This is a genomic window from Pseudomonas sp. NFACC45 (assembly GCF_900113505.1).
GTDB classification, from domain to species: domain Bacteria; phylum Pseudomonadota; class Gammaproteobacteria; order Pseudomonadales; family Pseudomonadaceae; genus Aquipseudomonas; species Aquipseudomonas tehranensis.
Map to the genome: position 1 here is coordinate 71,534 of NZ_FOPO01000008.1, position 23,395 is coordinate 94,928.

Genomic DNA, 23,395 nt, shown 5'->3' on the forward strand with positions numbered 1-23,395 from the left:
GCCTGTGCAACAGTCCGAAGCAGTCATGGCATCGGCGCCGTTTGCATTTACGTGGGGAGTTGCCTTGAAAGACGTATTGATCGTGGATGACCACCCTGTCATACGAGGGGCATTGCGGCTCATTTGCCAGAACGAGGGGTTTACCGGAGTCAGGGACGCGGGCGGTGTCGCCGACGCCAGGGCGATGATCAAGGAAAAGGCGCCAGACCTGGTAATTCTGGACCTGGTGATGAACGGATTCGATGGCATGGATCTGTTGGTCTGGATCATGGCCCAGTTCCCTGGGTGCGGCGTGCTGGTGTTCACTTCCCAGGACGCGCAGCACTTTTGCAACCGCTGCATTTCCGCCGGAGCCAGGGGCTTCGTGACCAAGAGAAGCGACCTGAAAGAGCTGATCAAGGCCATTCATGCGCTGAAATCCGGCTACTCCTATTTCCCTCAAATGCCGGTCAGGCTGGATTTTCAACAACGCACTGAACAGCAGACCCTGGAAACGCTCTCCACCCGTGAGTTGTCCATTCTGCGAATGCTGGCCATGGGAATGCGCGGCAAGGACATCGCCGAGGCGTTGTTCCTGAGTCCGAAAACCGTCAGCACCTACAAGACCCGTCTGCTGGAAAAACTCGGACTCAAGACGCTGGTGGGCCTCTCGGATTTCGCCAAGCGCAATCACCTTTGAATAACACCAGAACTTGTGGGAGCGGGCTTGCTCGCGAATGCGGAGTGTCAGTGAAATAAATGTTTGCTGACACACCGCATTCGCGAGCAAGCCCGCTCCCACAGGGGGACTGTGGTGACTTGCAGTTTTTCTAGGTCCTTCATTGTTCTCCAAATAGAACGCTAAGGCCGGTTTTTGCTGTCTAGTGCTTCAAGGGGGGCGGTTTTAAGCTATGTCCATCAAATCGCAGTACCTGATTTTGGAGACACAGCATGAAAAACATCATCGGCGTCTACACCAGCCCCCGAGCCCATTGGGTCGGTGACGGCTTCCCGGTTCGTACGCTGTTTTCCTACGACAACCTGGGCAAGCACATCAGCCCGTTCCTGCTGCTGGACCACGCCGCACCCACGCCATTCGAACCCACCACCGAGCGTCGCGGTGTCGGCCAGCACCCTCATCGCGGTTTCGAAACCGTGACGATCGTCTACCAGGGCGAACTGGAACACCGGGATTCCACTGGCAGCGGCGGCAAGATCGGCCCTGGCGACGTGCAATGGATGACAGCCGCCTCCGGGATCATTCACGAAGAGTTCCACTCCGAAGCCTTCGCCCGGCAAGGCGGGTTCATGGAGATGGTCCAACTGTGGGTCAACCTGCCCGCCAAGGACAAAATGGCCCCGGCCGGCTACCAGACGCTCCTCAACAGCGACATTCCGAGCATCGACCTGAAGGACAACGCTGGCAGCCTGCGCCTGATTGCCGGCCGCTTCGAGGGGCATCAAGGCCCGGCGAAAACCTTTACACCCATCGATGTCTGGGACATGCGCTTGAATGCCGAAAAAAACCTGACCCTCGACGTACACGATGGCCGCAACACCGCACTGGTGGTGCTGCGTGGCACGGTTCAGGTCAACGGTCGCGAGCGGGTTGAGGCCGGGCAACTGGCGCTGTTCGACCGGGCTGGCGAGCAGTTGCACCTGTACGCCAATCAAGACGCGGTGGTGTTGCTGCTCAGCGGTGAGCCTATCGACGAACCCATCGTCGGCCATGGTCCGTTCGTGATGAACAGCGAGCAGGAGATACACCAGGCTTTCAACGATTTCCACTCCGGTCGTTTTGGCGCGATGGACGACTGACCAGAGACAAGTCCTGTGGGAGCGAGCCTGCTCGCGATAGCGGTCTGACAGTCGATGCATCATTGACGGATACGCCGCAATCGCGAGCAGGCTCGCTCCCACATGAGTTTCTGCGGTGCTCTCTACGCCGTGTTCAATTTGTGCCAATCTTCGCCCCATGACTTTCCTGGAGCTGTCGCGATGCCGTCTCTGATCTCCGCTCACCCACTGCTGAGTGCCTTGGTGCTGCTGGTGCTCGACATTCTGCTGTGGCGGCTGGTCAGTGCTGATCGGACCTATTGGAAGATCGGCGGGCGGCTGCTGATTTTTTCGTTGTTCAGCGCGCTGCTGTTCAACGAAGGCCTCAACCCCCTGCAGCCGGCACAGTGGGTTGACGACGTGCCACGCCACTTGGCGTCCACCGGTTTACAAATTGCTTGGTGGCTGTTCGCTGCGCGGACCCTGACGGTGATTATCGGCGTGGTGATGATGCAGCGGGTGGGGCATACCGGGCGGCTCTTGCAGGATTTGATCGGCGCGGTGATCTTCCTGATCGCCGTCATCGCGGCCCTGGCGTATGTGCTGGACTTGCCGGTCAAGGGCGTCCTGGCAACGTCCGGGGCGATGGCGATCATCGTCGGCCTGGCCTTGCAGAGTACCCTCAGTGACGTGTTCTCCGGGATCGTGCTCAACACCACCAAGCCCTATCAAGTCGATGACTGGATTTCCATTGATGGCACCGAAGGCCGGGTCACCGATATCGACTGGCGCGCCACACGGTTGCAGACCGCCCAGGGCAGCATGGCGGTGATTCCCAACTCCTTGGCGGCCAAGGCCAAGATCGTCAACTTCAGCCGTCCCAGCGACGTCCACGGGTTATCCATCAGCATCCCGGTCAGCCCGCATGCACGGCCACAAACCGTGATCGATGCGCTGGAGCGGGCGATGATTGGCTGTCGTTCCCTGCTTGCCAGCCCGGCACCCTGCGTGACCCTCAAGAGCACCGGCAGCACCGGGGCGGAATATGAAATCAGCGGGTTCGTCGCGTCCATGGGCCAGAAGCGCGAGGTGCGCAATCAGTTGTTCGACCTGGCGTTCCGGCATTTGCAGGCTTCGGGCGTAAGCCTGTTGTCCACCAGCGAAAGCGCGTCCGCCAATGGCGTGTCGCGGCCCCGTGCGTTGCTGGAAAGCTCGAGCATTTTCTCCACCTTGCGCCAGGATGAGAAAGACACCTTCAGCCAGAACATGACCCTGCAGACCTTCCGCGCCGGCGACATGATCCTGCCGGCCGGGGAGGTCAGCGATCATTTGTTCATCATCGAGTCGGGGGTGGTCAGCGTCACCCTGTTTCGTAACGGCCAGCCGTTCGAGGCCGGACGCATGGGGCCGGGAGAGGTTATTGGCGAAGCCGGGATCGTTTCCGACCAGGCCGCGCTGGCGAACTTTTCCGCCAAGACCTTCTGCACCCTTTATCGCATCGAGAAGAGCTACCTCAAACCCTGCCTGGACGCTCGCCGCGACATCAACGATGCGATGAAGAACCTGCTGGACGTGCGCATGCACCTGGCCCAGAACCTGACCCGCGACGTCCCCAAACCGGTCGTCAAGAAGCGCTTCCTGCAATGGTTGCGCAGCCGGGCCCAGTAGGAACCGTGTAGGAGCTGTGTAGGGGCTGACGAGTGCAACGAGGCTGCGATCTTTCCCCAGCCACTTGAATCTCAAGCGAAAGATCAAAAAATCAAAAGATCGCAGGCTTCGCCAGCTCCTACAGGATAAATCCCCCCATTGGCCACCCGAACTTCCCAACAATTGGCTATTTGTACCGCGCCAGCGCAACGCTAACGTAGCGCCACACCCAATCGTTCTGGAGTTCACCATGCAACCGCGTATCGATTTCTACACCGCCTCCCCGGACGCTTTCAAAGCCATGCTGGCGTTCGAAACTGCTGCTTCGAAACTGGGCCTGGAAAAATCCCTGCTGGAACTGGTCAAGCTGCGTTCCTCGCAAATCAACGGCTGCGCCTTCTGCATCGACATGCACACCGCCGATGCCCGCAAGGACGGTGAGACGGAGCGTCGCCTGTATGCCGTGACCGCCTGGCGCGAAGCCCCGTTTTTCACCCCTCGTGAACGCGCCGCGCTGGCCTGGACCGAAGCGCTGACCCGCTTGAGCGACACCCATGCGCCAGACGCCGACTACGAACAGCTGAACCAGCATTTCACGCCCAAGGAAATGGTCGACCTGACCGTGGCAATCAACGCCATCAATGGCTGGAACCGCCTGGCGGTGGGCTTTCGCAAGATGCCTGAGGCGTAGTCGAAAGCAGAAACTACCTGTGGGAGCAAAGCTTGCTCGCGATGGCGGTGTGTCCGTCGATGGAGCATGAACTGTCTGAGCGCTATCGCGAGCAAGCTTTGCTCCCACATAGATCTAATTCTCAGTGTGAGGCGGTGAGAGATATGGCACCAGAGGAAACTGGTGGGAAGAAAAGGGAAGAAAAAGGACAAGCCAGGAAAAACGGGGGCTTGAGCAAGTAAGCGGCACTAATCGGTGCCAAAAGAGGCGCGGCCCCCAAAAATCCTGCCACAAACTAAAAAGCCCGCATTTCGCGGGCTTTTTGGCACTGACGCTTAGATCATCCATCCGCCCGACCAGACCACTCGACCCACGACCTGAAGCCGCTCAAGCCGATCAGTAGGAACATGCACGCTGGGATAAGCCGTGTTGGCGCTGATGACCAAGACCCCGCCGTCGATCTGACGTTGCAGCCGCTTGGCGTATAGGAGGTCATCCAGGCGTATCACATAAAACGCCTCGCCCTGGATGGTGTTCCGGGAAAGATCCACCATCACGGTATCGCCGTCCTTTAGAAACGGCTCGTTTGAGTCGCCATCCACCCGCACCGCCGCGAGCTGCGACGCTTGCAGCCCTTTCTTCTGCAAGCTGTATTTAGTGAAGGCAAGCATTGTCAGGATGCGTGCGCCATCGCTCCAAGCACCGTGGCCCTGGCTAATCCTGGCGTCGTAAAGCGGAACATAGGCATAGATGCTGTCGTCCTTCGCTTGGGCAGGCGCCCCCTCCGCTGGATACATCTCTCCGCGCCCCGACGCAATCCAGTCAAGAGACACCCCCACCGCAGAAGCCAACAACGCCAACGAATTGAAGGCGGGCATTCCTTCACCAGCGATCCACCGTTGGAGCGACGACAGCGCCACGTTCGCAGCCTCGGCAGCCTGTTTTCGGGATTCGAACAAGCTTGCGACCGTGGCTATTCGGGTTTCTATTCCCGAATTCGGAAAAGAAACCGCGTTTTCGCCTACTGGCGCGTGTTTCGATTCCGTGTAAGTCACTGAATTCACTTGAGTTTTCCACAATAGACTGTTGTCTTGCCCGAAAACGGGAATAAAAACTCCCATATTCGGTTTACCGCATCCCGAATACGGGATATATTGTCCTAAACCGGCCGTTAGAAAGCCTAAAAAAACCACCCTAGACGATGGTTGAAAAATGGAAACCTACGACATACCGCTCGATTCAGAACGACGCTGGGAATGGATTAAATTCCAGCTCCGTGTTCGCGGCACCAACTTTGCCGAACTGGCCAGAACGCATGGCCTGAATGAGCGCGCCATCCGTAACGCTAAGCACCGACCTTACCCTCGGGTAGAGCGGGCGATTGCTCAAGCCCTAGGGCTTCAGCCTGTCCAGTTATGGCCAGAGCGCTGGAATCCCAATGGCTCTCCACTTCGCCAGCGGCCAAACCGAGCTGAAACGAATTCGGTCTATCCAAAGCATACCGAAAATAGTCCGGTTGGTCACAGTAAAACCAAGTGGAAAGACGGCGATGCGTGACTGGTATACGTCGCAGGAACTGGCGGGCCTTCCTGGGTTGCCAGGAACCGTTCCTGGTATTCGCAAGGTGGCTATTCGCCTTGAGTGGGAGAGCCGGAAACGTCTCGGCACCAAAGCGGTCGAGTACCCGTTTTCGAGTCTGCCCACCGAAACGCAAGCTGCACTGATGGCCCGGTCCATTGCTGAGGTTGAGGCTCCAATTGAAGCGGTTCCTGCCGAGGTTCCGGAGCAAAAGGCTATCGCAACAGTGGCCAAGGGCACCGCAAAGCTGAATGACATGCAGCGCGCAGTCATGGTGGCTCGGCTCTGCTTCATTCGGGAGATCGAACGCATGTGCGTCGCGACCTCGCAAAATCGCGCCATAGACGTTTTGGTCAAGCAAGCCCGTGATGGGGCGCTGAGCCCGTATTTGACTGAGCGGCTGGCTCTGGCCAATAACAAAAAGACGGGCGACAGAACGCTATCGGAAAGAAGCCTAAAGCGTTGGCTGTCTGCATATCGCACCGATGGTGAGGCGGGCTTAGCACCGTTGCGGCAACGTCCGAACCTGACGGTTCCTGCGTGGGCGAAAGATTTTCTTCGGTGTTACCAGCGGCCTACAAAGCCGAGTGTTGCGGCCAGCTATGCCGAGTTTGCGCAACGCTATGAAGGTCCGCTGCCAAGCATCCATGCAGTGCAACGCTTTCTGAAGAAACTGTCGCCAGAAGCTTTGCAGGCGGGGCGAATGAGCCCGCAGGAACTTAAAGCGCTGCAACCGTTCCGGCGTCGCTCTACGAAGAATCTTTTCCCAGGAGACGTTTACACCGCCGACGGCCATAAATTCGATGCGGAGGTCATCAATCCTCTCACCGGCAAGCCATACCGGCCAGAGATTACAACCGTGTTGGATGTAGCCACCCGGAAAGTCGTTGGCGTATCGGTTGGGGAAGCAGAGTCGGCTATTGGTGTTCTGGACGCGCTGCGTGATGCGGTCCGTGAATGCATGTTCGGCATCTTCTACGTAGACAACGGCTCCGGTTTCGCTAACGACACCGTGCGGGAAGTTGTCGACCGCTTGGGCGGCACGATGACCCACTCGCTGCCATACAACAGCCAAGCGCGGGGCCTCTCCGAGCGGGGACACCAGACCATTTGGGTGCGAGCGGCCAAGAAGCTGACGAGCTACATCGGTGCCGACATGGATAAGCACGCCGGTACACGAGTGCATCGCATTGGCCGTAAGGAACTGCGTGAGGGCGGGAAAAGCAGACTGCTCCCCGCGTTCGGTGAATTCATGTCGGGCGTTGAACATGAAATCGCGACCTACAACGATACTCCCCATCGAGGCCTCGCCAAAATTCGCGACCCCGAAACCGGCGTATTGCGGCATATGAGCCCGAACGAGGCTTGGCAAGCCGCGATAGCGGAAGGCTGGGAGCCGATTACCGCGCCCGGTTCGTTGGTTGAATCGCTCATGCGTCCGCAAGTGGTGCGCACAACGAGACGCGGCGAAGTCGCTTGGGCGGGCAGTACCTATTTCCTGACGGATCTAACGGCCTTGCACGGGCAAGAAATACGCATCGCCTACGACGTTAGAGATGCTAGCCAAATCTGGACGTTCACGTTAGACGGCGAGCTGATCGGCGCGGCCCAACTGGATGGGAACAGCTCGGATTATATGCCTCGCACCATGGTTGAGATGGCGCGAGACAAACGGCAACAAGGCCAGTTCAAGCGTGCAGTAGACAAGTTGGAAACGTTGACCGGGCAGCGAGTAGAGATGATCGCCCCTACAACGGCGCCGTCTGCAAGCCTTTCGGCAGAAGCCCTGGAAGCGGCACGAGATTACGCCCAGTCGTTGGATCAGCAGCGGCCTACGTTCGTAGTCCCAGGGGACGACGTAGCTCGTTACCGACTTTGGGTTCGGTTGGATCAACGAAAGATCGCCGGTGAAGAACTGACTGCCGACGAAGCCCGGTGGTGGGAGCGTTATCCCGCCCATCCGGACTTCGTGGCAATGCAAAGAGTATTTCAACACGCGGGTTGAGAAGCCCACGTTTCAAAGCAGTCAGCGTGCGCCAACACGCTAGACATAGGAGGAGAAGCACAGTGAGTGTAAACAAAATTGTTCCTTTAACAAATGTCGGTCTTTTGTCCGGCGCAATGAGTCGCGCTATGGGGCGTCCAATCGGGCTGCCAGGACTGGTGGCAATGTACGGCCCCAGTGGCTTTGGCAAGAGCGCGGCGGCGGCATTTGCTGCCAATCAGCATCGTTGCTATTACATCGAATGTCGCGACACCTGGAGTAAGAAAGCGTTTCTGACTGCGATTCTTCGCGAGATGAGCCTTTTACCTGGCCGCACATTGTCAGAAATGGTCGACCAGATCTCCGTCCAGCTATCCGCTTCGCGTCGCCCATTAATCGTGGATGACGTGCAGTATCTGTTGGATAAGGCTGTAGCAAATGTGCTGACGGATATCTACAACGCGAGCGAAGGGACAATCGTCCTGATTGGCGAAGAGCGCGTTCCTGCATCGCTTCAACGTCTAGAGCGTCTGCATAACCGTGTACTGGAGTGGGTTCCAGCACAGGCAGCAACGCTTGATGATGTTCGCCAACTGGCACGCGACAACTATCCAGGCGTCAGCTTTGCTGATGACCTGTTGTCTGATTTGAATACCGCGACCAAGGGCTGCCTGCGTCGCGTGGCGGTAAACCTCTACAAGGTCCAGTCCGAAGCTTCAGCGATGATGCTTGATCAAGTGGATTTGAAAGCGTGGGGGAATCGCGGTTGGTATACCGGCGAAGCTCCGATTCGGAGGGCCATGTAATGGCAGGCCGCGCACCTCACCTTATCGTTTCAGGCGGCAAAAGCCCAAAGCAGCGTATGTGGGAAGCAATGCGCATTTTGGGCCAAGGATTCGATGTTCACGACATCGCAAGACGTAGTGATCAGATGCCTTATGACATCATCCGTTACCTTGAAGCATTGAAAAAAGCGGGCATCGTCGAGACCGTAGTAGATGACTACCGCAAGGGCCAAACTCGACTTTACAGGCTGGCTAAAGATGAGGGGGCTGAGCACCCGCGTCTCAATAGTAAAGGCGAACGCACTTATGACCATCTCGCAACTGAGAACATATGGCGTTCTTTACGGATCCTGGGTGGGAACGTAACGGTACGGGATGTAGTAAGTGCGGCGTCAGTCGGCACAGTGTCGCTCACCGCTACCAAAGTTAGGCAGTATCTGAATGCTCTTAGCGAGGCGGGTTATCTGGCTAAGACTCCTGGCGACACCGCCATGGGAATACCTACGTTCTACTGCCTCATTCCTGGTAAAGACACCGGTCCCCGTCCACCGGAGATCCGTCAGCTTGAGTCGTTGCAAGTCTACGATCCAAACCTCAACCGACTGATCTACACCAAGACGACCGGTACGCCGGGCGCAGATCGCAGTTTGATCGAGCCCGGTATCGACTTAGTGCGGACCCGTGAACTATTGGGCGAATGGTTGACCTTGGCAAAAACTGCCAAGGGACCGGTCTCGCTCCCTGCGGACTTAGTCCAGCGAACTCACTTGGAACTGGCTTCGCAGGAACAGTCGGGAGGCCTCCAATGACGCAAGTAGACCTTTCGAAATGGGGCCAGCAGCCACCGCTCTTTGTTCGTCTGCTCGCGGCGGAAGTGGCAGCAAGCGACCGCACCAAAGCGGCAGCTCGAATCGGCATGAGCCGTACAGCGGTAAGTTTGATCCTGGCGAATAAATACACCAGTCCTAGCACGGCGGGTGTTGAACGCCGCGTCATGAACGCGCTTGGCCGGATGGACTGTGTCGCCGTCAATGATGTGGTGACCATCGAACAGTGCCAAAACTATCGCGACAAGCTGCCTCCGACGCATAACCCACAAGCGATGCAGAGTTGGCGAGCCTGCCAGTACTGCGCCTTCAATCCCAATTGTGCAGGTGCCGAAAATGCAACCATCCATTGAGATTGCCAGCCCACCAGTGCCCGTCGTCCAGATATATATCGCTGGTCGCAGCATGATCCGCCTGTACCAGGGCGAGAAATGCGTCGGGTTTTCCAACAGCTATAAGTTCGCCCAGATCCGAGCGGATGAACTGGCAAAGGCGAAGCCGAAACGGGAGGTGCATTGATGCGTACTCGATGCCCTAACTGCGGGACGACAGTAAGCCTTGATGCGCTGATCGCTCATGACGGCGCACGTGAAGCGCTCGGAGTGGCCTTTAAGGTTTCCGGTCAACTCGGTAGCGCCTTGATTCGGTATGTCGGCTTGTTCCGGCCGGAGACCCGAGAACTGACCATGGATCGCGTGGCCAAGATCCTGGGGGAATTGCTTCCAGATCTTCAAGCCCAGCGCATCGAACGGAACGGTGCACTTTTCAATGCCCCTCCTGCATGTTGGATATGGGCAATTGAACAGGCAATTACTGCACGCGACTCCGGTCGATTAACGCCACCGCTTAAAGGCCACGGCTGGCTCTACCAAGTGATGAGTCAGTGGCAAGGTGAAACGAGTCCGACGGTACTCCGGCCTGAGAGCAGTACGCACAAACCGCCTGTGATCGTCCGGCCAAGCCAAACAACTGCCGCGTTGTCAGCGCTACAGGGGCGATTAAATGGTGGATGACTGGCTAGAGCGCGAAGTAATCGCCGGGTTGATGGGGCTCGTCGCTCTGCGCTTGGACGGTGCGCCTGCCGCCGATGCCGTGACACACACATTGGATATCTGGCTGGTGGCCTTGAAAAAGGCGCAACGCTGGAGCGAAGAGGCAGACAGGGAGCGTGTTAAGGCCGCTTTCGAAATGCTATTTGCAAGCTGCGAGCGGTGGCCAGCACCTGCCGCACTGATTCGGATGTTGCCTTCCAGGGATCTCCCTCGGGCATTACCGAAGCCTGTTTTAACAAATGAGCAACGCGCAAATGGACGTCGACGGATCGGGGAGATCTTCGAAGTGCTTGGGCGCCGTATTACCAAACACGAAACGAACACGGAGCAACACAACGAATGAGCATTCCAGAAGGGTTCCGCCAGGACGCCAAGGGCCACTTGGTGCCGGTCGTACTGATTAAGCCTATTGATCTGGCTCGCGATGAGCTGGTCACTGAGCTGGTCAACAAAGCAAAAGCAGTGTCAGGGGCATTGGGTGCTTTCAAAGCCTCGGCGTTTGGGGACATCAAGGCGTTTGTGGACATGTCCGCAGAACAATACAAAGCGACCATTGGAGGCAAGAAAGGCAATGTCACGCTGCTGTCGTTTGATGGCCGCTACAAGATCATCCACGCGGTCCAGGACTCCATCAAATTCGACGAACGGCTACAAGCGGCACGCGTGTTGATCGATGAATGCGCAGCCGAGTGGACACAGGACGCACGTAGCGAGGTACGCGTCCTGGTCAACGAGGCATTCCGCACCGACAAGGCTGGTGAAATCAGCACCGGTCGAGTGCTTGGCCTACGCAGGTTGGATATCCAGGACGAACGATGGCAGCGGGCGATGCAAGCCATCAGTGAGGCCGTTCAGGTTGTTGGTTCAAAGAGCTATATCCGGGTTTATGAGCGTATTGGGGACTCAGACCAGTACGCTCCCATACCCCTTGATATCGCAAGTATCTACGTGCAGGACACTGCGTCCCCAACGTTGCATTGAATTGCGACCAGCTCTGAAAACACATCTGCCAACACAGACCAACCGCGAGATTAGTTCGAATGGCCAAATTCCAAATCATCATCGAAGACAGCACCGATGGCGTGTCCATCACCGTAGATAACGCAAGCCAAATGAGTGGTAGCGCAGCAGGCCTAGTCGCCGCACGCCTTATCGCCCGCATTCCGTTTGAAGGCTCCGTCCGGCACATGGGGGGCTGCGATTGCGAGATCTGCCAAGCGATGCGCGAAAAACTTGTCCTTAACCCAACCATCCACTAAGCGAAACCGTCCCAGGCCTCCTGGGGCGGTCTATCCGGCGTGGCATCCGGATACTGATGAGCTGCCGAGGATGTGAGGGGAAAGGAGAAATGAATCGACGTAACGTGAACCTGTCAAAGATCCATATCGCTAAAAAGGATTTGGGCCTTGACGATGAAACCTACCGGGCCTTGCTCAACCGAGTTGCGGGGGTAAAGTCCGCCAAGGATCTGGGGCCGATCAAAGTGGCAGCCGTGCTCGCCGAGTTTGAGCGGCTGGGCTGGAAACCCAAAGCCAAACCCGCAGGGCGGGCAACTCCGAAAGTAGCACCGGATAAACAAAAGCTTATCGGCAAGATTCAAGCGTTCATGGCCGACGCCAAGCGACCTTGGGAGTATGCCGATGGAATGGCGAAGCGGATGTTCAAGGTTGAGCGAGTTGAGTGGCTGGACTGCCAGCAGTTGGGGAGCCTGGTCTCGGCACTGACTTACGATGCGAAGCGTAACAAGAGGCCAGCCTTATGAGTCAGGATCAGCTATTCCCTAATGACACTGACAGGCTGGACCCTAATAAGGTGTTGGCCCACATGGAAGATCCTTCGGTCATGCATCGTTGGGAGGGAACGATCAAGGAAATGGTTGAAATCGCTGAGGCTGAACTGAGGGGCAAGCTTCAAGACAGGCCGGAGGCAGTGGCGGAAATCGCTAGGGCGGTGGTCTTTGCAATATGCGACACCATGGGAGGAGCGGTGGTTTATCTTCCTCGTGGTGACTCTTTAAAGAAAGCCATGCGCGATGCCGCGATCTATCGGGATTGGCGCGACGCAAACATCCAGCCCACAGATTTGGTGCGCAAGTACAAGCTTGCATCACCAACCATTTATGACATCATCGCCCGCCAAAGGGTGTTGCACAGACGCAATGAACCCGATCTATTCGGCTTTGATGACAGGACAGTCCATTAATGATGACGGCTTTGAGAGTGATGTTCACGGTATCGGCAATGTATGCGTCAGTGGCGTTTGCAGCGCCGACATCCGACACCACTCTTGAAGACGACTTAAGCCACGCAAAGGCTAACCAGTCGATTGCCCAGCAACTGTGGTCGAAGAATATCGATGCTTGCTTGACCCGTGACACCTCGGCGCTAGCGCAGATCCAGCGCTCGGCAAATGAGCAGTTGCATTCACAAAGTAAGGCACCGGCGTCGCGCTTTCCAAGTTGCCGGTTGTTGCTAACCGATGTCGTGTACTTCAGCGGTGGCTGTTACACCGGCAGTTTTTCCCAAGCTGAGTTGGATCGCGTGCGAGCCAACTGGTCGCGGGATGAGGCGGATTGTGCCGCGCAAATAGCCAAACCATCATCGAATATGGAAACGCTTTCGGATTCAGAATGGGAAGCGGAGCGCCGAAAGGAAGGCGCCACGGATACAGAGATCGAAACCATGAAGGCGATCAGAGGCCTTTAATCAAAGCCCCGCACAGTCGGGGCTTTTTCTTGTGCGTTTAAGAAACACTGCGGCATTCCTTCCCGAGCGAATCTAGTCCGGACATCTACTCCGGCAGGTTCGCACATGGCCATTGCGCCCCGTTCATCCAGGCAATACGCCCAACTCGTTATTGATACTCCGTTTGCGGATGAATCCCAAGCGCTCCTGGACAAGTGTCCGCCGGAGTGGCGGCCTACTGTCGAGTTGATGGTGGCGAGTCATGAACGACGTGTTGCTGAACACGTCCGGCAGAAAGAAAAACTCCGACCTAAACAGCGAATCGCAGCGCCAGCGTTAAGCACCTACACATCCGTGGATGCAGTACGGAGCAATCCCGTTATTGCTGCGCGCTCAATTGCGGATATTCGCGCCGCACTCAAACCAACAAAGGAAGTTCGTTGATGGAACACATTCAACGGCGCCGCCGTGCGCCACGCATGACCGACTGGACCTTGATCACTCTGATTCTCTTGATCTGCCTTGCCCTGGTCGCTCCCACCAAACTTCCGGTCGTGCTCTATAAAGCTGGGCTGGTCACGCTGGGTGGGGTGCTCGGCTATTGGATTGATCGTGCGTTGTTCCCCTATGCACGACCCAACCAAGTGGCTCGCCCCGAACGCGCCATGGCCGGAGTCCGCCGTGCTCTGGTCGTGCTGGCCTGTGTGCTTGGCCTGACGTTGGGGCTCTAATCATGCGAACGCCTTTTCTTTATCTGTCGGCGCTCTGCATGGCTTCTATCGTTGGGCTGGCAGCCAGCTTGCCGGTACGCGCAGAGATCCCCGACCAAGCCGAACGCTACCGCCGCGACCTGACCCGCATAGCGCAGGCGGAATGGGGCTTGGATGCCCCGGTCGCGACCTTTGCCGCGCAGATCCACCAGGAAAGCCGGTGGCGGTTCGACGCCAAGTCGCCAGTCGGCGCGCAAGGCTTGGGCCAGGTGATGCCCTCGACCGCGACCTGGCTTGCTCAGGTGTTCCCTAAAGCTCTGGGCAAGGTTGAGCCGTTCAACCCGATTTGGTCCATGCAGGCGCTTGTCAGCTATGACCGTTGGTTGTCGTCTCGTCTCCAGGGGCGTGATCCGTGCGAACACGCGGCGCTGACCCTGTCCGCCTATAACGGTGGCTTGGGCTGGGTGTTTCGCGACCGCAAGTTGGCATCGGCTAAAGGGGCCGATCCGCTGACCTGGTTCAACTCCGTCGAGTGGTACAACGCAGGCCGCTCGGCCGCAGCCTTCAAGGAGAACCGCCAATACCCGCGCCTAATCCTTTTGCGCTGGGAAGCTCTGTATGTCGCCAATGGTTGGGGCCAGGGAGTCTGCCCATGAAAACGCCTTTCGAATTGCTCAAGCCAGCCCTCTGGTATCTGGGCGTTACCGCAGTGGTCGTCTACGGCCTGCACCTCAACCGGCAGGATGGCTATGACGATGGCTATGCGGTTGGCAAAGCCGACGGTGACGTCGTTGTCGCCCGACTGCGCGAAACCTTCGCCCAGGAAAAACAAGGCATGTCCGAAGCCGCCGCCAGTGCAGCGAAACAAGCGTCGGCCTCATTGATTGCCGAACAGGCCAAGGGCAACCGCCTGGCGAGCCAGCTTTCGGACACCAAGGACTTGTTGCGCAAGACCACCGACAAACTCACTGGAGAAATAGCCCGTGTTACCAGTCTCTACCGTCCCATTCTTGGCGCGCAGCTCGAACCGCTACCTGTTGCTGTGTTCACTACTGGCTTTGTCCGCGTGTGGAACAACGCCAACGGAATCTACACCGCAGTGCCAACCCCGAACGACGCCAGCGGAGCTGCTGCGACGGCCAGCGGAACCGGAGCCGCTGATGAACTCGACTCCGGCGTTGGCCAGGCTCAGATCCTGGCCAACCAGGTGCGCAATGCCGAGCTGCATGGAATCTGCCGGGCGCAGCTCAACAACTTGATTGATTGGACGCTGAATGAAAGCAACTGATAGAGCCAGCGAACTGGAGGCGATTCACAACGAAACCTCTTTGGCGGCTCATTTGGCACAACGGGAAATCTTGACTGGACCCTCCGCCGAATTCTGCCAGATGCCGGATTGTGAAATGCCGATCCCCGAAGGGCGTCGCTTGGCTTTGGTTGGCGTGCAATTTTGCGCCGAATGCCAGGCTCGCCGAGACCGAGCAAGGGGGCGCTGATGCTGATGATTGAAATGCCCGCTTGGCAACTGATTGGTGTGGGAGTGACTGTCCTGGGCGGCTTTGCTGGGTTGGTGAAACTCTTGCTGCTGCAAATGGAACGTCGTCTTGATCAACGCAACGCCGTCATGGATGACCGGTTTAACGCTATCGCTAAAGACGGTGAACGTCTGCGTCAGCTTGAGCTGAGCTTTGAACGACTGCGGGGAGACATGCCGCTGCACTACGTGCGCCGGGAAGATTACGTACGTAACCAGACCGTCATCGAGGCCAAGCTAGACGCGCTGGCCATGAAGCTGGAAAACGTTCAACTGAAAGGAACCGTCAAATGATCGACCCCGCCAAGACGCGTCGGGAATCCCTGCGCTGGTACATCATCAAGACCCTGGACACTTCGCGTCCTGTGGATCCGCACGAAGCCGTGGTACTTGCCACCATTCAAGGCATCTACCCGGACTCAACCACAATGGAGTTGCGCCGCGAGCTGGACTACCTGGCCGACCGTAGCCTGGTGACCCTGGACAAGCAACCAAACGGTGTCTGGATCTGCGGCCTGACTCACTACGGTGTAGACATTGCTGAATACACCATCCCCTGCAATCCCGGCATTGCCCGCCCCGAAAAATACTGGAGCTAAGCCATGCCCCCGCGCAGCAAAGTCGCCAGCCTGCCAGCGGCTGTTAAAGCTTGGCTGGATAAAGCCCTCGCTGAAAACGGCTTCGGCGAGTACGAAAGCCTCGCGGCCGAGCTGTCGGCCAAGGGCTTTTCCATCAGCAAGTCAGCGCTGCATCGCTATGGCCAGGACTTCGAATCCAAGCTATCGGCACTGCGGGTGGCGAGTGAACAAGCGCGTGCGGTTGTGGCTGCCGCCCCGGACGAAGAGGGAGCAGTCAACGAGGCGCTGATGCGCCTAGTGCAAGAACACTTGTTCAAATTGCTCATGGCGGACGACGACAAGATGGACCTGCCGAAGGTCGCCAAGGCGGTCGCCGAACTGGGCAAAGCATCTGTCGTGCAAAAGAAATGGCAGGCTGAATACCGTGAGAAAGTCGAAGCGGCTGCGTCACGTGTGGAGAAAATCGCCAAGAAAGGTGGCTTGAATCAAGCGACGGTTGATGAGATCCGTCGCGAAATCCTCGGGATGGCAGCATGAAGTATTGTTTAGCGGGCCTTCAGTGTGTCAGGGAGGTACTCCCCGGTAATGAAGAAGGTGTTCGAACATTCAGGGCAAGAGAACTTCATCGAGGTCGAATTGTTTTGCCGCATAGCTTTCAGAACCGAACGGTGTCCTTTGTCGTAGCAATTTGTGCAGCAAAAATGAGCCGGCTCCGCGTCTGCATATTCTGGCTTAAGGGCATACACAACCTTCGCCGGACCGACACCCCGCAACTCATAGCGCTCAAGGACGTTCTGTTTGGCTTTGGTGCTTTTAAGTGCGTCCTCCAAATCAGCAATTTTCTTTATAAGGGCCATCTGTTCCAACTGTCCCTGCATCATCTGCTGCTGCAAGTCCATCAACGTGCTGGTCAATTCCATAACTCGACCCCTTACAAGCTCTTCGTCTCGCAGAGTTACCAGACTTTTTGCGATGTCTCCCGCAGCTTTTGCGCTCGAGAACGCGGCGGCAACCCAGTCAATCATTTTTCATTTCCTTTGAGTTTTGTTGGTCGAGTAAAACTGTGGGCTGAACGGTGCATAGCATGAGCCTGCCAATCGTCCTTGAGAATACCGCAAGCGTAGCAGCACCGGCGGTTTTGCTGGCATACCAACAACAATGGATCGGAATTCGAGCCCCGCTAAAGGTCGGCGAAAAGTCTCGCCGAATCGGTCTCACCTGGGCTGAAGCGGCTGACAATGTGCTAGTGGCCGCCGCCGAAAAATCAGCGTCAGGCCAGACGGTCTATTACCTGGGCTACAACCAGGACATGACGGTCGAATACATCCAGGCCTGCGCCATGTGGGCGCGGGCTTTCAACTACGCGGCCGGAGAGATCGAGGAAGGAATTTGGCCCGACAGCGATCCCGACAAGCACATCAAGACCTACACCATCGCATTTCCCAGCGGGCACCGCATCGTCGCGCTGACCAGCCGCCCGTCCAACCTGCGCGGCCGTCAGGGCGTCGTTGTGATCGACGAGGCGGCGTTTCACCAGGACTTGGCCGAGCTGTTGAAAGCCGCACTGGCGCTGCTGATCTGGGGCGGCGAAGTTCACGTCATCAGTACCCACGACGGCACCGAAAATGCCTTCAATGAACTGATCAACGACATTCGCGCAGGCAAACGCAAGGGGGCGTTGTTCCGCTGCCCATTCCGCGAAGCGGTAGCCGATGGGCTCTACCAGCGCGTATGTCTGCGCAAGGGCATCGAGTACAAACCCGAAGAGGAAGCCGCCTGGGTCCAGGACGTTTATGACTTCTATGGCGATGCCTCAGAAGAAGAGTTGGATTGTGTGCCGTCCCAAGGCGGTGGTGCCTTCCTTAGCCTGGCCCTGGTCGAGCAGCGCAGTAACCGGGACGTGCCGGTGTTGCGCCTGGCCTACCCGCAGGGTTACGAAGTCATGCCCGAGCATCTGCGCCTGGCTGACTCGTTGGAATGGTGCGAGGAACATCTCAAGCCGCTGCTGGCAGCGATCCCGCTGGACGTTCAGAGCTTTTACGGCATGGACTTCGGGCGTAGCGGTGACTTGTCGGTTATTTGGCCGCTGGTCAAGGAACAGAACCTGCGCAAACGCACGCCGTTTGTGGTGGAGCTGCGCAATGTGCCGTTCAAGCAGCAACTACAAATCAAGTTCTACATCCTCCGTCGCCTGCCCAACTTCCTTAAGGGCGCAGACGATGCCAGGGGCAACGGTTCACAACTATCCGAGGATACCGCCGTTGAATTCGGCTTCAACCGTATTGAGCGGGTGATGCTTACCGAGGGCTGGTATCGCGACAACATGCCGCCGTTCAAGGCAGCCCTGGAAGACGACACCTTCTATGACATCCCGGCCGATAAGGATGTGGTTGGCGATGTACGCGCCTTTCGCATGGTCAAGGGCGTCGCTCGCATCCCAGAAAAGCGCACCAACGAGAAAGGCGAAAAGTCCGGTCCCAAGCGCCACGGCGACGCGGGTATCGCGGCCGTATTGGCGGACTATGCCTCTCGGCAAGAAACCGAAATCTTCGAATATCACCGAATCCAACCCGCTGCCCAGCTGGATCGCGAGATCAAGCTCGGGGCCGGTTGGCGCACTCAGAAAGGCATTTGGTAATGGCTGATTCCCGCATCGTCGACCAGTACGGTCACCCCATCCAATACGACAAACTCACCGAAGAGCTGGCCGCCGCCCGCACCACCGGCATTCGTCAGGTTTGGCACCAGTCGGTGGCCAGCGGCCTGACGCCTGGTCGGCTCGCCAACATCCTGCAAGCTGCCTCCGAAGGTTCGGCCCATGACTACCTGACCCTGGCCGAGGAAATGGAAGAGCGCGACTTGCATTACGCCTCGGTCCTGGGCACTCGCAAGTTGGCGGTGGCTGGCCTGACCATCCGGGTCGAGGCTGCCAGCGATGATGCCGAGGACATCCGGCGGGCCGACGCATTAAAAGAGATCGTCGACTCGCCCGAGTTTGGCGAGCTGCAAGCTGACCTGACCGACGCGATGGGCAAGGGTTACGCCGTGTCGGAGATCATGTGGGACCGCAGCGGCAAGACCTGGAACCCATCGCGTTTTGAACCCCGCGACCAGCGCTTCTTTCAGTTCGACCGTGACACCGGCCGGGAACTGCGCTTGCTAGATGAGGCTGATCCCGTCGACGGCGTTGCGTTGGCACCTTACAAGTTCATCGTCCACTTGCCGCGCATCCGTTCGGGTCTGCCGATCCGGGGCGGCCTGGCGCGTCTCGCCGCAGTTGGTTACATGTGCAAGGCCTGGACATGGAAGGACTGGATGGGTTTTGCCGACATCTTTGGGATGCCCATGCGCGTCGGTCGCTATGGGCCAGGGGCGAGTAAAGAAGACATTGCGACACTCATGTCGGCGGTGGCCAACCTTGGCAGCGATGCCGCCGCCGTCATCCCTGACAGCATGCGTATCGACTTCACCCAGGCCGCCAATGTCACGGGCGCGGGTGACTTCTTCAAAGGCTTGGCTGAGTGGTGGGACAAACAGGTCAGCAAGGCGGTGGTCGGGCAAACCATGTCCACCGACGATGGCTCCAGCCAGGCCCAGGCCAAAGTTCACAACGAGGTACGACTCGACCTCTTGCAAGCCGATGCCAAGGCCGAGTCCAACACCCTGCAACGATACTTTGTCCGGCCATGGTGCGACCTGAACTTTGCACCTGGTCGACCTTATCCGCGCCTGATCCTGGACGTGCCACAGCCGGAAGATTCGAAGATTCTGATACAGGCGCTAAAGGATCTCGTGCCACTGGGCCTGAAGGTCGAGCAGTCGGTTATTCGGGACAAGCTCAACATTCCCGAACCAGCGGACGGGGCGGAACTGCTCGGCGTACCAGCACCGGTCGTTTCTCCAGCTTTGGCACAGGCAACGAACCGCGAGCAGACGCCAGTCAAGCCAGCGGTTGTGCCGGACATCGTTGATAACCAGGTGCGAAGGTTGGAACAGGCCGTAGCAGGTCCCTTGGATGACATGGTCGAGCAAATTAAAGAACTGCTCGACACCGTCAATAGCTTGGAAGAGTTTCGGGATAGGCTGATCGAAACCTACCCGGCGATGAGCACCGACCAAGTTGCAGATGCCATTGCCGATGGGCTCGCGGCTGCCAGTTTGGCGGGGCGGGATGACATTTTAAGAGGCTTGTGATGGATCACGAGCTTGCTCATCGAACTGATCCCGCAATGATGAGTACTGACGTTCAACGCGGTCTTGCTCGCGAACAGCACCTTGCAGTTCCTGTGTCGCCCCCTCCAGGGCCTTACCCAACTCCGCCACTGCCTTAGCAGTATCTGGGGTGGCTTGGAAGTTTTGATTGATATCGCGCAACGCTCGCGTAACGAGTTCAAGTTTTCCAAGAGCGATGCTCGTTCTTTCTTTTGCCTGAATCCACAGCTCACGGGCCTGTTTGATGTCGTTTTTCGTAATCATCGCTTACCTCCTGAAATTTTAATTGGGCTTCGATAATGGCAGTTTCTCACGGTTCGTTACCGTTCAAAGAGCAGATCAACTATTTCTTAGGCAAGACAGATATCCCTACCCGCGCTTGGACCGATATCTACAACGTGGAGCATGACTGGGCGTTTGTAGTTGCCGGAACCATGAAGCGGGATTTGCTCTGTGATATGCACGGCGCTGTTGAGAAAGCGATTAGTAAAGGGCTCACCCTGGAACAATTCAGAAAGGATTTTGATCAGGTCGTTGTTAAGCATGGATGGCAGTACAACGGCGGCCGGGGCTGGCGCTCCCGCGTGATTTACGAAACCAACCTACGCCAGTCCTATAACGCTGGCCGCGAAACGCAGATGGCAGACCCCGAGCTGCGCAAGAGTCGGCCCTTCGGGATATATCGTCACGGAGACAGCGCGCACCCTCGGCCGCAGCATTTGGCATGGGATGGCACGGTGTTAGCGTTGGATGATCCATGGTGGGCAACTCACAGCCCGCAAAATGGTTGGGGCTGCAAGTGCAAGAAGTTCATGCTGAGTCAGCGAGACGTTGACCGGCAAGGACTCACGGTTGGCCCGGCGCCAGTTATTGAGTACGAAAGCAGGACCATTGGGGTTAACAGTCCGAACGGGCCGAGAGTGGTCCAGGTGCCGAAAGGCATTGATCCAGGCTTCGACTATGCGCCTGGTCAATCGCGGCTGAATGCAGCCGTTCCACCTCTGCGAGCCTATGACCCTCTGCCGGATCCCGGAGCGCGTGCAAGTAGTGTTCAAGGGGCCGGACTGCCGAACCGTCGCGCACCAGGTGCGTTACCTGCGGCGCGGGAGATGGCGCCCGACCGGCTGTTGCCGACGGACTTAAGCGACTCAGAGTATGTAGAACGATTCCTTGGCGAATTCGGCGCGACCGACGCAAAGCCGGTGGTGTTCAGGGACGTGACGGGGGATGCAGTGGTCATCGGGCGTGAGTTGTTCACCAATGCCAAAACCGGCGCTTTGAAGATCCGCAAACGAGGCCACGCTCGCGAGCTGTTGCTTCTGGCCGATGCGATCAAAGATCCCGATGAGGTATGGGTGCGCTTGGAGTGGCTTTATTCCAGGAACAAGGCTGTTGTGCGCCGCCGCTACATCTCTCGCTATCAAGTCGATGGCGAACTTGTACCGGCGCTGTCTGTGTTCGAGGTGGGGGATGATGGGTGGGACGGTGTAACGACGTTTTCACCAGAGTCGAATGATCCCGACTACCTGAAGCAACTAAGGATCGGGGTTCGCTTGTATCGCCGCCCGCAGATTGATCAGAAATAAAACCGCGCGCCGCCACACGCGATAGACCCTGAGTGTAGGCCTGGAGGTCCTGGCGGGGACTGCTCACTCAATGGGCTGAATAGATAGTAGGAGGTGCTTGTGGCCGGTGCAATGCTTAATGTGGAGTTGGACGACAGCCGGGCGGGGGACGCGCTCACAGAGCTGATGGAACGCCTTGGTGACCTGACGACGCCCCTTCTGGATATCGCTGAATATTTACACCAATCAACGGATGATCGATTCCGTCGCCAGATTGCTCCTGACGGTTCTCCCTGGGCGCCTCTCGCGCCGTCAACACTGGCCAAAAAGAAAGACGGACGCATTCTGCGAGAGACCGGCGTCCTCCAGGACACTCTACGTCACAGCGTCAGCAACAACGAGTTAGCGTTTGGCACCGACCGTGCTTACGGTGCGATCCATCAGTTCGGCGGCAAGATCGAGCACGCGGCAAGATCGCAACAGGTCTACTTCCGTCAGGGTAAGGATGGTTCCGTCGGCAATCGTTTCGTGAAGAAAGGTAAATCCAACTTCGCTCGGTGGATTACACGAGGCGCTCACTCAATGGAGATGCCGGAGAGGCCTTATCTAGGCTTATCCTCCGAAGACGACAACGAGGTCGTTCTGATCGTCAACGATTATCTTTGGGCAGCACTCAGAGAGTAGAGGCATAGCGCGCCCCTCGGGCTGCGATGAGGCTCTATGGGCATATCGCCATAGATAATGCTTCGAGAGGGCGTTAGAGATGCGTTAGATTGACCTTGAGAGGCTGCATCCTAGCTGGCGCTAGTCTTGGAATCTATCGGAGGAGAATTTGGCATGGATATGTACGCAGTCAACGACAGACCGGACCTACCGGATGAAGCCGGAAATCATGAGCTGATGCCGTTTGAACCTAATGATAAATGGTTGAGCGAGGCCTCCAAAGAAGAGCAGATCGAGGCGATGCGACGGTGGTTCTACGCCCGCTACGAGGATCCGGCTAATTGCACGCCCTACGATGGGCGCGAAGGCGGATATCAGTTCGTCTACGGAGGCCCTTTCGATCCCGACGAAGAGATACAAGAACGATTTTCAAAGTTCGTTGAGTTCGATGTCATGAAAGAACTTATCGACGAGCTGTATCAGGAGGCTGGGGATGAGTGGGCCCCTGTGGATCACGACATTAATGAATGGGAATACGGTGAGGCTCTTTCTTTATTTGAAGATGAGGGAACGCCTTTTAGGATGCTGCTTGAAAAGCTCGAGCAGGTTAAAGAAGTGCTCACCGCTCACGGCAGCCCGCATATCCAGGCACTTGTAACGCAGTTAGCCTATGGTGCCGCAATCGCCGCTCTTGAAGCATATCTCCTAGAAGTCGCTTCTTGGCGAGCGCTTAGTAGTGATGAGTCACTACGATCTTTTGTTGAAAAAAATACGGACCCTAAACTTGGCGGCGGGTCTCTAAAGCTGTCCGAAATATTTGGACAGATGGACGGTCTAAAGAAAAAAGTCTTTGCGTATTTGCAAACCTACGTCTGGCACCGACTAGATGATGTCAAAGAAATTTTTGAAAAAGGTTTCGGTATTGAGTTCCCCAAAACGAGCGAGCTGAAAGGGGATATTCTCTTGAGGCATGACATCGTCCATCGAGGCGGAAAGAACAAAGAAGGGAACGCTGTTACGGTGTCAGCCGAGGACGTTCGGAAAGTTCTTGATCGAATCCAGGCTTTTGGCAAAGCACTGGAATCGGAATTCGATAGAGTAATCCCCTCCAAGTTTTGACCGAACCTTAAGGTAAACCTTAAACCGGTCTG

33 protein-coding genes and 1 other RNA gene are annotated in these 23,395 nt (G+C 57.1%); 31 read left to right on the forward strand and 3 right to left on the reverse strand.

Annotated features, from left to right (window positions below):
* Window positions 1-64: 64 nt before the first annotated feature.
* The 4 genes from BM132_RS15810 (at window position 65) to BM132_RS15825 (ending at window position 4,093) form a co-directional block, all read left to right on the forward strand.
* Window positions 65-679: a response regulator transcription factor gene (locus BM132_RS15810; RefSeq protein ID WP_092456641.1), complete on the forward strand. Its 615-nt coding sequence runs from the start codon at window positions 65-67 to the stop codon at window positions 677-679.
* Between the two features lie 251 nt (window positions 680-930).
* A complete protein-coding gene (locus BM132_RS15815; protein ID WP_092456644.1) occupies window positions 931-1,797 on the forward strand; it encodes a pirin family protein in 867 nt (288 codons plus the stop codon).
* 180 nt (window positions 1,798-1,977) lie between these two features.
* Window positions 1,978-3,423, forward strand: a complete 1,446-nt coding sequence (locus tag BM132_RS15820) for a mechanosensitive ion channel family protein (protein ID WP_092456648.1) — start codon at window positions 1,978-1,980, stop codon at window positions 3,421-3,423.
* A gap of 229 nt (window positions 3,424-3,652) precedes the next feature.
* Window positions 3,653-4,093 carry a carboxymuconolactone decarboxylase family protein gene (locus BM132_RS15825; protein WP_092400340.1) on the forward strand — a complete coding sequence of 147 codons (441 nt, stop codon included), beginning with the start codon at window positions 3,653-3,655 and terminating at the stop codon, window positions 4,091-4,093.
* Window positions 4,094-4,407: 314 nt separating this feature from the next.
* Here the strand turns inward: BM132_RS15825 and BM132_RS15830 are convergent, their stop codons facing one another.
* Window positions 4,408-5,136 (reverse strand): S24 family peptidase, encoded by a 729-nt coding sequence (locus tag BM132_RS15830; protein WP_256244266.1) that lies wholly within the window; start codon window positions 5,134-5,136, stop codon window positions 4,408-4,410.
* A gap of 148 nt (window positions 5,137-5,284) precedes the next feature.
* Here BM132_RS15830 and BM132_RS15835 point away from each other — a divergent pair, with 148 nt between their 5' ends.
* The 22 genes from BM132_RS15835 (at window position 5,285) to BM132_RS15935 (ending at window position 16,341) form a co-directional block, all read left to right on the forward strand.
* A complete protein-coding gene (locus tag BM132_RS15835; protein WP_092456654.1) occupies window positions 5,285-5,629 on the forward strand; it encodes a helix-turn-helix domain-containing protein in 345 nt (114 codons plus the stop codon).
* Entirely contained in the window at window positions 5,622-7,655 is a 2,034-nt protein-coding gene (locus tag BM132_RS15840) for a DNA-binding protein (protein ID WP_092456657.1), read from the forward strand. Before BM132_RS15835 ends, BM132_RS15840 begins: the two co-directional genes overlap by 8 nt.
* A gap of 62 nt (window positions 7,656-7,717) precedes the next feature.
* Window positions 7,718-8,440: an AAA family ATPase gene (locus BM132_RS15845; RefSeq protein WP_092456660.1), complete on the forward strand. Its 723-nt coding sequence runs from the start codon at window positions 7,718-7,720 to the stop codon at window positions 8,438-8,440.
* Window positions 8,440-9,228, forward strand: coding sequence for a helix-turn-helix domain-containing protein (locus tag BM132_RS15850; protein WP_092456663.1), 789 nt, complete (start codon window positions 8,440-8,442; stop codon window positions 9,226-9,228). The genes BM132_RS15845 and BM132_RS15850 overlap by 1 nt, the downstream gene beginning before the upstream one ends.
* Entirely contained in the window at window positions 9,225-9,599 is a 375-nt protein-coding gene (locus BM132_RS15855; RefSeq protein ID WP_092456666.1) for a hypothetical protein, read from the forward strand. The genes BM132_RS15850 and BM132_RS15855 overlap by 4 nt, the downstream gene beginning before the upstream one ends.
* Window positions 9,583-9,765, forward strand: a complete 183-nt coding sequence (locus BM132_RS15860) for a hypothetical protein (RefSeq protein ID WP_092456669.1) — start codon at window positions 9,583-9,585, stop codon at window positions 9,763-9,765. The genes BM132_RS15855 and BM132_RS15860 overlap by 17 nt, the downstream gene beginning before the upstream one ends.
* The gene (locus BM132_RS15865; protein WP_092456672.1) at window positions 9,765-10,259 is read left to right on the forward strand and encodes a hypothetical protein; all 495 of its coding nucleotides are present in this window, start codon (window positions 9,765-9,767) and stop codon (window positions 10,257-10,259) included. The genes BM132_RS15860 and BM132_RS15865 overlap by 1 nt, the downstream gene beginning before the upstream one ends.
* Entirely contained in the window at window positions 10,249-10,641 is a 393-nt protein-coding gene (locus BM132_RS15870; protein ID WP_092456675.1) for a hypothetical protein, read from the forward strand. The genes BM132_RS15865 and BM132_RS15870 overlap by 11 nt, the downstream gene beginning before the upstream one ends.
* On the forward strand, window positions 10,638-11,279 hold the full coding sequence (locus tag BM132_RS15875) for a DUF3164 family protein (RefSeq protein WP_092456678.1): 642 nt from the start codon (window positions 10,638-10,640) through the stop codon (window positions 11,277-11,279). The genes BM132_RS15870 and BM132_RS15875 overlap by 4 nt, the downstream gene beginning before the upstream one ends.
* A 59-nt stretch (window positions 11,280-11,338) precedes the next feature.
* Window positions 11,339-11,557 carry a hypothetical protein gene (locus BM132_RS15880; protein ID WP_092456681.1) on the forward strand — a complete coding sequence of 73 codons (219 nt, stop codon included), beginning with the start codon at window positions 11,339-11,341 and terminating at the stop codon, window positions 11,555-11,557.
* An RNA gene (locus BM132_RS15885) (hammerhead ribozyme type II) lies at window positions 11,556-11,627 on the forward strand. The genes BM132_RS15880 and BM132_RS15885 overlap by 2 nt, the downstream gene beginning before the upstream one ends.
* Before the next feature lie 19 nt (window positions 11,628-11,646).
* On the forward strand, window positions 11,647-12,060 hold the full coding sequence (locus tag BM132_RS15890) for a gp16 family protein (RefSeq protein ID WP_092456684.1): 414 nt from the start codon (window positions 11,647-11,649) through the stop codon (window positions 12,058-12,060).
* Between the two features lie 62 nt (window positions 12,061-12,122).
* Entirely contained in the window at window positions 12,123-12,500 is a 378-nt protein-coding gene (locus BM132_RS15895) for a Mor transcription activator family protein (RefSeq protein WP_256244267.1), read from the forward strand.
* A complete protein-coding gene (locus BM132_RS15900; protein ID WP_092456691.1) occupies window positions 12,500-13,003 on the forward strand; it encodes a hypothetical protein in 504 nt (167 codons plus the stop codon). The genes BM132_RS15895 and BM132_RS15900 overlap by 1 nt, the downstream gene beginning before the upstream one ends.
* A gap of 105 nt (window positions 13,004-13,108) precedes the next feature.
* Window positions 13,109-13,426 carry a hypothetical protein gene (locus BM132_RS28090; protein WP_143092358.1) on the forward strand — a complete coding sequence of 106 codons (318 nt, stop codon included), beginning with the start codon at window positions 13,109-13,111 and terminating at the stop codon, window positions 13,424-13,426.
* Window positions 13,426-13,713, forward strand: coding sequence for a putative holin (locus BM132_RS15905; protein ID WP_256244268.1), 288 nt, complete (start codon window positions 13,426-13,428; stop codon window positions 13,711-13,713). The genes BM132_RS28090 and BM132_RS15905 overlap by 1 nt, the downstream gene beginning before the upstream one ends.
* A 38-nt stretch (window positions 13,714-13,751) precedes the next feature.
* Window positions 13,752-14,348: a transglycosylase SLT domain-containing protein gene (locus BM132_RS15910; RefSeq protein WP_092456694.1), complete on the forward strand. Its 597-nt coding sequence runs from the start codon at window positions 13,752-13,754 to the stop codon at window positions 14,346-14,348.
* On the forward strand, window positions 14,345-14,980 hold the full coding sequence (locus BM132_RS15915; RefSeq protein ID WP_092456696.1) for a DNA-packaging protein: 636 nt from the start codon (window positions 14,345-14,347) through the stop codon (window positions 14,978-14,980). The genes BM132_RS15910 and BM132_RS15915 overlap by 4 nt, the downstream gene beginning before the upstream one ends.
* A 115-nt stretch (window positions 14,981-15,095) precedes the next feature.
* Window positions 15,096-15,188, forward strand: coding sequence for a TraR/DksA C4-type zinc finger protein (locus tag BM132_RS28955; RefSeq protein ID WP_371264137.1), 93 nt, complete (start codon window positions 15,096-15,098; stop codon window positions 15,186-15,188).
* Window positions 15,188-15,520, forward strand: a complete 333-nt coding sequence (locus BM132_RS15925; protein ID WP_092456702.1) for a hypothetical protein — start codon at window positions 15,188-15,190, stop codon at window positions 15,518-15,520. Before BM132_RS28955 ends, BM132_RS15925 begins: the two co-directional genes overlap by 1 nt.
* Window positions 15,517-15,825: a hypothetical protein gene (locus tag BM132_RS15930; RefSeq protein WP_092456705.1), complete on the forward strand. Its 309-nt coding sequence runs from the start codon at window positions 15,517-15,519 to the stop codon at window positions 15,823-15,825. Before BM132_RS15925 ends, BM132_RS15930 begins: the two co-directional genes overlap by 4 nt.
* Before the next feature lie 3 nt (window positions 15,826-15,828).
* On the forward strand, window positions 15,829-16,341 hold the full coding sequence (locus BM132_RS15935; protein WP_092456708.1) for a DUF3486 family protein: 513 nt from the start codon (window positions 15,829-15,831) through the stop codon (window positions 16,339-16,341).
* A gap of 8 nt (window positions 16,342-16,349) precedes the next feature.
* On the opposite strand, the gene BM132_RS15940 is transcribed toward BM132_RS15935, so the two are convergent.
* Entirely contained in the window at window positions 16,350-16,829 is a 480-nt protein-coding gene (locus tag BM132_RS15940; protein WP_092456711.1) for a hypothetical protein, read from the reverse strand.
* A gap of 59 nt (window positions 16,830-16,888) precedes the next feature.
* Here BM132_RS15940 and BM132_RS15945 point away from each other — a divergent pair, with 59 nt between their 5' ends.
* Window positions 16,889-18,442 (forward strand): hypothetical protein, encoded by a 1,554-nt coding sequence (locus BM132_RS15945; RefSeq protein WP_092456714.1) that lies wholly within the window; start codon window positions 16,889-16,891, stop codon window positions 18,440-18,442.
* Entirely contained in the window at window positions 18,442-19,998 is a 1,557-nt protein-coding gene (locus BM132_RS15950) for a DUF935 domain-containing protein (RefSeq protein WP_092456717.1), read from the forward strand. Before BM132_RS15945 ends, BM132_RS15950 begins: the two co-directional genes overlap by 1 nt.
* Here the strand turns inward: BM132_RS15950 and BM132_RS15955 are convergent.
* On the reverse strand, window positions 19,984-20,280 hold the full coding sequence (locus BM132_RS15955) for a hypothetical protein (RefSeq protein ID WP_092456720.1): 297 nt from the start codon (window positions 20,278-20,280) through the stop codon (window positions 19,984-19,986). The two genes, BM132_RS15950 and BM132_RS15955, sit on opposite strands and share 15 nt — an antisense overlap.
* A 35-nt stretch (window positions 20,281-20,315) precedes the next feature.
* On the opposite strand from BM132_RS15955, the gene BM132_RS15960 reads away from it, so the two are divergent.
* From BM132_RS15960 to BM132_RS15970, 3 genes are all read left to right on the forward strand, one after another.
* A complete protein-coding gene (locus BM132_RS15960; protein ID WP_092456724.1) occupies window positions 20,316-21,602 on the forward strand; it encodes a PBECR2 nuclease fold domain-containing protein in 1,287 nt (428 codons plus the stop codon).
* A gap of 99 nt (window positions 21,603-21,701) precedes the next feature.
* Window positions 21,702-22,265: a phage virion morphogenesis protein gene (locus BM132_RS15965; protein WP_092456727.1), complete on the forward strand. Its 564-nt coding sequence runs from the start codon at window positions 21,702-21,704 to the stop codon at window positions 22,263-22,265.
* A gap of 153 nt (window positions 22,266-22,418) precedes the next feature.
* Window positions 22,419-23,363: a hypothetical protein gene (locus BM132_RS15970; RefSeq protein WP_092456730.1), complete on the forward strand. Its 945-nt coding sequence runs from the start codon at window positions 22,419-22,421 to the stop codon at window positions 23,361-23,363.
* The last annotated feature ends 32 nt before the right edge of the window (window positions 23,364-23,395 follow it).